The organism is Floccifex sp., assembly GCF_051873555.1.
Lineage (GTDB): Bacteria > Bacillota_I > Bacilli_A > Erysipelotrichales > Erysipelotrichaceae > Floccifex.
This window is the reverse complement of record NZ_JBJEEY010000136.1, coordinates 1-6,336: the sequence shown is the minus strand read 5'-3', so window position 1 is coordinate 6,336 and position 6,336 is coordinate 1. Positions and strand designations below refer to the sequence as shown.

8 protein-coding genes are annotated in these 6,336 nt (G+C 29.7%); 2 read left to right on the top strand and 6 right to left on the bottom strand.

Features of this window, described 5'->3' with window-relative positions:
- Positions 1-180 precede the first annotated feature (180 nt).
- Together ACI32A_RS07870 and ACI32A_RS07865 are read right to left on the bottom strand one after the other, a co-directional pair.
- Entirely contained in the window at positions 181-675 is a 495-nt protein-coding gene (locus ACI32A_RS07870; protein ID WP_439754498.1) for an L-2-amino-thiazoline-4-carboxylic acid hydrolase, read from the bottom strand.
- Between the two features lie 14 nt (positions 676-689).
- Positions 690-1,880, bottom strand: a complete 1,191-nt coding sequence (locus tag ACI32A_RS07865) for a MalY/PatB family protein (protein ID WP_439754497.1) — start codon at positions 1,878-1,880, stop codon at positions 690-692.
- Between the two features lie 80 nt (positions 1,881-1,960).
- Here ACI32A_RS07865 and ACI32A_RS07860 point away from each other — a divergent pair, with 80 nt between their 5' ends.
- Positions 1,961-2,836, top strand: coding sequence for a lysostaphin resistance A-like protein (locus ACI32A_RS07860; RefSeq protein ID WP_439754496.1), 876 nt, complete (start codon positions 1,961-1,963; stop codon positions 2,834-2,836).
- A gap of 142 nt (positions 2,837-2,978) precedes the next feature.
- Here ACI32A_RS07860 and ACI32A_RS07855 read toward each other — a convergent pair whose 3' ends face one another.
- The 4 genes from ACI32A_RS07855 to ACI32A_RS07840 are packed head-to-tail and all read right to left on the bottom strand — an operon-like array spanning position 2,979 to position 5,879.
- The gene (locus ACI32A_RS07855) at positions 2,979-3,353 is read right to left on the bottom strand and encodes a desulfoferrodoxin family protein (protein ID WP_439754495.1); all 375 of its coding nucleotides are present in this window, start codon (positions 3,351-3,353) and stop codon (positions 2,979-2,981) included.
- A 14-nt stretch (positions 3,354-3,367) separates the two neighbouring features.
- Positions 3,368-3,967: a flavin reductase gene (locus ACI32A_RS07850; protein ID WP_439754494.1), complete on the bottom strand. Its 600-nt coding sequence runs from the start codon at positions 3,965-3,967 to the stop codon at positions 3,368-3,370.
- 36 nt (positions 3,968-4,003) lie between these two features.
- On the bottom strand, positions 4,004-5,170 hold the full coding sequence (locus ACI32A_RS07845; RefSeq protein ID WP_439754493.1) for an ATP-dependent nuclease: 1,167 nt from the start codon (positions 5,168-5,170) through the stop codon (positions 4,004-4,006).
- On the bottom strand, positions 5,130-5,879 hold the full coding sequence (locus tag ACI32A_RS07840) for a YwaF family protein (RefSeq protein ID WP_439754492.1): 750 nt from the start codon (positions 5,877-5,879) through the stop codon (positions 5,130-5,132). The genes ACI32A_RS07845 and ACI32A_RS07840 overlap by 41 nt, the downstream gene beginning before the upstream one ends.
- A gap of 253 nt (positions 5,880-6,132) precedes the next feature.
- Between ACI32A_RS07840 and ACI32A_RS07835 the strand changes: the two genes are divergently transcribed.
- Positions 6,133-6,336 (top strand): hypothetical protein (locus tag ACI32A_RS07835; RefSeq protein WP_439754491.1); only part of this gene is annotated, 204 nt, incomplete at its 3' end.

Genomic DNA, 6,336 nt, shown 5'->3' with positions numbered 1-6,336 from the left:
CGAAGGAAAACTTGAAGAAAAAATGAAAATAGCTTATAAACTTAAAATAGAAGGAATGAGCGAAGAAAAAATCGCATCATTTGTTGAATGCAGTATATTCCAGGTAAAAGAGTGGCTTTCAAAATCAAATGATTGTTTAGTGTAATCTATAAAAAACATCCCAAACATTGAGTGGGATGTTTATTTTTTATGATATCGTAGCGAACAAATATCATCGCCTTTTGCAATGCATTTTGGTAAATCTAAAACACTGTTATAACATGTTCCTATGCCATTGTCTCCACACATCGCAATATCACAAAGCATCGCAATTTCCTGGTCACTGCATCCAATTTTTTGCCATGCTTTTACTAAAGGACAATAATGAAAATCAATAAATAATTCGTCATCATTTGATTTTAAGACATCCATTTCAAAAACGAATTGAGCCGGTTTTGTGAATAAAGTTTTTTTGAGTCCTTTCAAACTATCTGTATTTCCTTTTTTGACTAATTGATTTCCTTGATATAATCCACAACGCTTTATCGCATCACTGGCGAATTCTTTTGGATCTAAGCCTTTTTTTCTTGCTTCATCACATAATAAATATAACCAAAGAGCTCGATGTTCTAATTGTTCTCTGATGGCTTGAATAAGTTTATTTTTATATTTTGGTTCATTGATAATTTGACTCACTTTATATCTCCTTTTTAAAACACAAATTGTTTCAATCGATCAAATGCTTCTTGGACACAATCAAAAGGAAGAGCTAAATTCATACGAATGGTATCTTCTTTTTGAAATGGACGACCATCTTGCCACAAAACACCTACTTCAATTCCTTTTTGAAGAAGTGCATCTAGCTTCATTTGATGTTGGTTTAAATAGGAAGAACAATCAAGATACAACATATATGTTCCTTGTGGCTTAGATACCTGAATGCCTTTAAAGTTATCTTGAATAAAAGAAATCGCATAGTTTACATTCTTTGATAAAACCTGACACAATTCATCACACCAGATTTCTCCTTCCCTTGAATAAGCACCCATTAAAGCATAAACCGATAAAATATTTGGAGAATTATAATGTGTGCTATTACTTACTTTTAAAATCTTATCCATAATTGAAGAATTATAAATAATATGATAAGAACCCACTAGCCCAGCTAAACTAAAAGTTTTAGAAGGCGCATAAGCTGCAATGGTTCTATTTCTGGCGTCTTCGTTTATGGATTGTGTTGGAATATGAGAATGTCTATTCAATAAAATATCAGACCAGATTTCATCGCTGAAAACAATGCAATCATTGTTTTTATAGACTTCCATGGCTTTTTCAATTTCTTCTTTTTCCCAGACTCGTCCAGTTGGATTATGTGGTGAACAGAAAATCGCGAAATGAATGTGATATTTTTTACATAAAGCATCCATATTTTCATAGTCCATGCGCCATATGTTGTTTTCATCTAAATACATAGGCGAATGAATAATTCTTCGACCTAAATCATGTAATACATGAGTAAAACCAACATAAGTTGGACTGTGAATTAAAATAGCTTCTCCTGGACTCGTTAAAGCTTGAAGTGCACTGCTTAAACAGCCTAAGACACCGTTTTCATAATGGATATTCGAAATTTGACAATTCACCTGGTTTCTATTTTTTTGCCAATCTATAATGGATTTATAATAATCTTTACTGGGATTAAAATAACCAAAATGAGGTTGATTTAATCGAGATTGAATGGATTCTTGAATTTTTGGTAGAGTTGGAAAATTCATATCGGCCACCCACATAGGAATCTCACTAAATCCTTCTTTTACTTTTGTTCCATATGTTGGATAAGAATCAAGAGCCAATGCATCATGGCCTTTACGATTCATTTTTGAATGAAAATCATAGTTCATATTAGTACCTGCCTATTCACAAAATATATTATACTCTTTTCAAATAGAAAATATGATAAAATAAAAAAAGGAGATATATCATGAATAATATGAAACAAGATTGCAAACGAATTAGCTATGCTTTATGGCTTGTTGTTCTAATTCAACTAGGACTTGGATTTCTAGCCGGTTTATTTGTTTATGCTGGTTTATCTGTAAATATCGCATTAATTATTATTAGTATTGTCAGTTTAGTAACAGGAAGTATTTATTTAAAAAAATCTTGTCAATTAAAACAAGAAAACTTAAATTCATTTGAATTCCCGAAAAAAATAATACCCATATCCTTTTTGATTATACTAGGATTAAATTTATACAATGGAATGGGGATGAGCCTGTTAGAAGAATTATTTGGTATATATACGGATACAGCTGATGTAGAACTTAGCTATAATATATTGGAAAATATTTCATTAAGTATTTCAGTTTTAGTGGTAGCCCCTGTTTTTGAAGAACTCTTCTTTCGAGGCGCTATTTTACGAATACTAGATCGATACAATCGCTTCTTTGCGATTTTTGTGAGCAGTTTTTTATTTGCACTTATGCATCAGGATATTACACAATTTTTCTTTACATTTTGCCTGGGAATGCTTCTAGCCTATCTTTCTTTGAAATACGAAACTATGACCATTAATATATTGATTCACTTTATAAACAATGCATGGGCACTATTGATTACGTTTTTGTATTTTTATGGATCCGATGGCTTAGTCACTGCCATTAATGGAATTATGAGTTTAGCAATGATTACAGGTGCCTTGTTTATTTTGGTAATTATTTTCAAGAAAGCTAAAACTATTGATTTACCAATCTTTCCAGATGAATTAATTCGCAACACATTTTGTAACATACCCATGATTACATTCTGGATTTTCTGTATCATTTCAATGATTTCGACTATGTTATTTGGCATATAAAAAGGGCTTTATTATGAAGCCCTTTATGGTTTGAGAAGAGAGAATAAATATGAAAAAATTTTTGATTTCAGAGCTATCTAAGCTCATTGTTAGAATACAAAAACAATTCCTTCAAAATTTCATATCTTCATGTGAAAATATGTTAAATATCTTTCTTCCATAATCCGTGCAAGTTACAATGCTCTGTTGCACAAATTAATTCATCGCCATCAGTTAAAGTAAAAACAGCTTTTGGTTCTTGACCCGGTTTTAGATACTTAATTTGATGACCTTGTTTTGTTTCAATGGCAATCCATTCAATATAATGAACATCTAACATAGGATGATCTACAGAACCCACACGTACAGTTACTTCATTTTCATTGACTTCTATAACTGGAACGTGTTTTTCAAAGGCCCCATCACTTGTATTGGCTGTCATTTTATCCATAGGCTGCCCACAACACATAACAGGAACACCTGTATCTTTGATCATAACAATGATATTTCCGCAATGGGAACATACATAATAATTCATAGATTTCTCCTTTCTTATAGAGGTTTGAAATCCGAAGCCGGATGTTTACACCAAGGACAAATAAAATCTTCCGGCAAGTTTTCGCCTTCATAAATGTAACCACAAATTGTACAAATCCATCCTTTTTTCTTAACAGGTTGAGGTTTTGGTTTAATATTTTTTTGATAGAATGAATAAGTTACAGATGGTTCTTGAGATAATACTTCACAATCTGTTACATCGGCTACAAATAAAGTATGTGTTCCTAATTCAATAGGATATAAGACTTTAGCACTGATATAGGCATTGGTTTGATTGGCAATATAAATGATTCCGTTTTCACTTCGACAATATTCAATACCAATTGTTTTATCTACATCTTTTCCAGACTGGAATCCCCAATGCTTAAAAGTATCAAATGAAGCATTTTCAGTTAAAATTGAAACATTAAATTCACCTGTTTTCATTATCATATCATGTGTATAGTTACTTTTATTAACCGCAACGACAATTCGATTTGGTGAAGTAGTGACTTGACTGACAGTATTGACAATACATCCATTGTCTTTACTTCCATCACGAGCTGTACAAATAAATAATCCATAGGATAGATTATACATTGCTTTATTATTCATATAAGACTTCCTCCTACATATATTTTACACCAATTTTTATGGAGATGTCATGTCAATCGCATCTTGTAAAAGACAAAAATAACTAGATGGAATATGTGTCACTTTTAATGCTAAAATTAACCCTTTTAAAGCATTTTTCTTTTCTCTTAAATACTTTAATTGACTTTGTTTCATCTTTTTCATAAAAGACATTTCATCTATATTTTCTTTTTGAAAAACATCCATAAAATACGAATACCCACCAATTTCCTGTAGACAATTTACATAATCAGAAAAATCAAAATTATCATAGATATCTTCTTCAAAATCCATGCCATGTGTAAAATAAATTGAATTCATATTTTTATATTTTTCTTCTTTATCTCGATCAATTATAGCTAAAGAATCAATACCAAATTTTTTATATAAAGCCATACACCGAAGAACACTTTCAGCCCCATCTAATTTTACAATCCCAATTCCATATTCATCTAAATCCAGATTCATTCTCTTAGCAAATACAGGAAGTGCCCCATTTTCTGTATCACCTTCCACAAAAATGATTAACTTAGAAAACATGGCTTCTTTTAGATACATAAAATTATGGAGCATATGTTTATAAAGTTCTTTATTCTCTAACTGAATAGTAGAACCAGAAACAATAGCAAGAGAATTATTTTTTAAATATACACGAATAAATTGTTTATAATTCATCAATAATATATTCGGAGAATGCGTCACAATAAATAATTGAGACGAAGTGCAGTGTACCATCTTCTTAATCAGGCTTCTTTGTTTATAAGGATGCAAATGATTTTCAATTTCATCAAATAACAAAAGACTATATTCTTTTTTATGGATTTGATAAAAAATAGAATCAATATAAGCTTGTTCATCACAATCTTTTTTTTCTTCCATGAAGAAAACCTGAATAGAATTCAATACATCTATTCGATCAAAAAATAAATCCGAATTATATTCTTGTCTTCCCGTTAATAAAGAACCATCTTCTAATTCAAAAGTAACTTCAATGGGTTTTGAACAATCATAAAAATCATTTGAAGAAAAGTGACGATTCATAAAAAAATGCTGAATACACTCTAAAATATTAGTTTTTCCACTATCATTTTCACCAATTATAAAATTAACTTGTACATCAAAATAAATACATTGATGACTCAAATTACGATAGTTTTCGATTTTTCGAATAGCCTTTATTTTCATAAGTTTTCATCCACGGAATATACATTAATATCCATAAAATAATAAATAATAAAATCAAAGCAACGACATATCCATTTCCAAATAATTGATATAAACCAATTAAAGGAGAACCAGGACTAGGCGTGTTAATGAAAAAGAAATTAGTACCCCAGGTTTTATTTAAAAAATAAATTGGAATCATTAAAAGTAGAGTAAAAATAAAAGTATATTTTAAATTTTTAAAATTAGGTTTCAATGTTTTTCCATATAACTGAATCACGACATACATAATTAACCACGCATGAATAGTAAAGCTGTTAACACTTGAAAAATGAATAATAGGATATTGTGTCCAGTTTGGAAAAGCCAAAGCCATGAAAGCACCTGGTAAAGTCAAAGCATAAATGAATTCAGTATTGAGTTTGTTTTTGGAAAAAGCGTGCCAGGTAATCATGAAAATGGAGATACCACATAAATGAAAAGGAAGATGTTCTAATTCTAAGCTACCTGCCATGTAGTGTAATATATCTTTTAAGATTTCCTGAAAAACAACCAACAAAGCTATTCCTTTTAATATTTCATTCTTATGATTTGATTTTTTATAAATTTTTGCCATAATCACAATAAGGGATACTAAAATAAAAATCCAAATCCAGTATCCGATACTATAGGCCTTCCATTGATATTGTGATGGAATGTCTTTCCAATTCGTGAAAAAATACTTTAACATGATTTTATTTTACCCTAAAAAGAAGGAAGAAAAAATATGCAATTGATTTTAACACTTATTTTTATTATCTTATTTATTAAAATTATATTTAAAACCACCAAATTATTTATAAAACTCATTCTTTGGCTATTTGTCTTAGGCTGTTTATTATCTTTATTCTTGTAAAAAATACACTATATTATGAAGCACATATTATTCAATTTAAGTGGAGCAATCATTGAATTTACAAAGTAACTCAAATACCAATTTATAAATGGATAAAATGGCTTCAAGCATTCATATGATGTTAATAGAATTTGTCGCCTATAAAACAGTAATAAAAATAGAAGTAGCTGGAAAAAATCCAGCAATTTTTTTTTTTACAAATCCAATCTTTTTTCGAATATATATAACAGGAGGAATAATTATGATCGATATTAAAAAAGATATAAATTTCCGATATATATTCGGGAAAGAC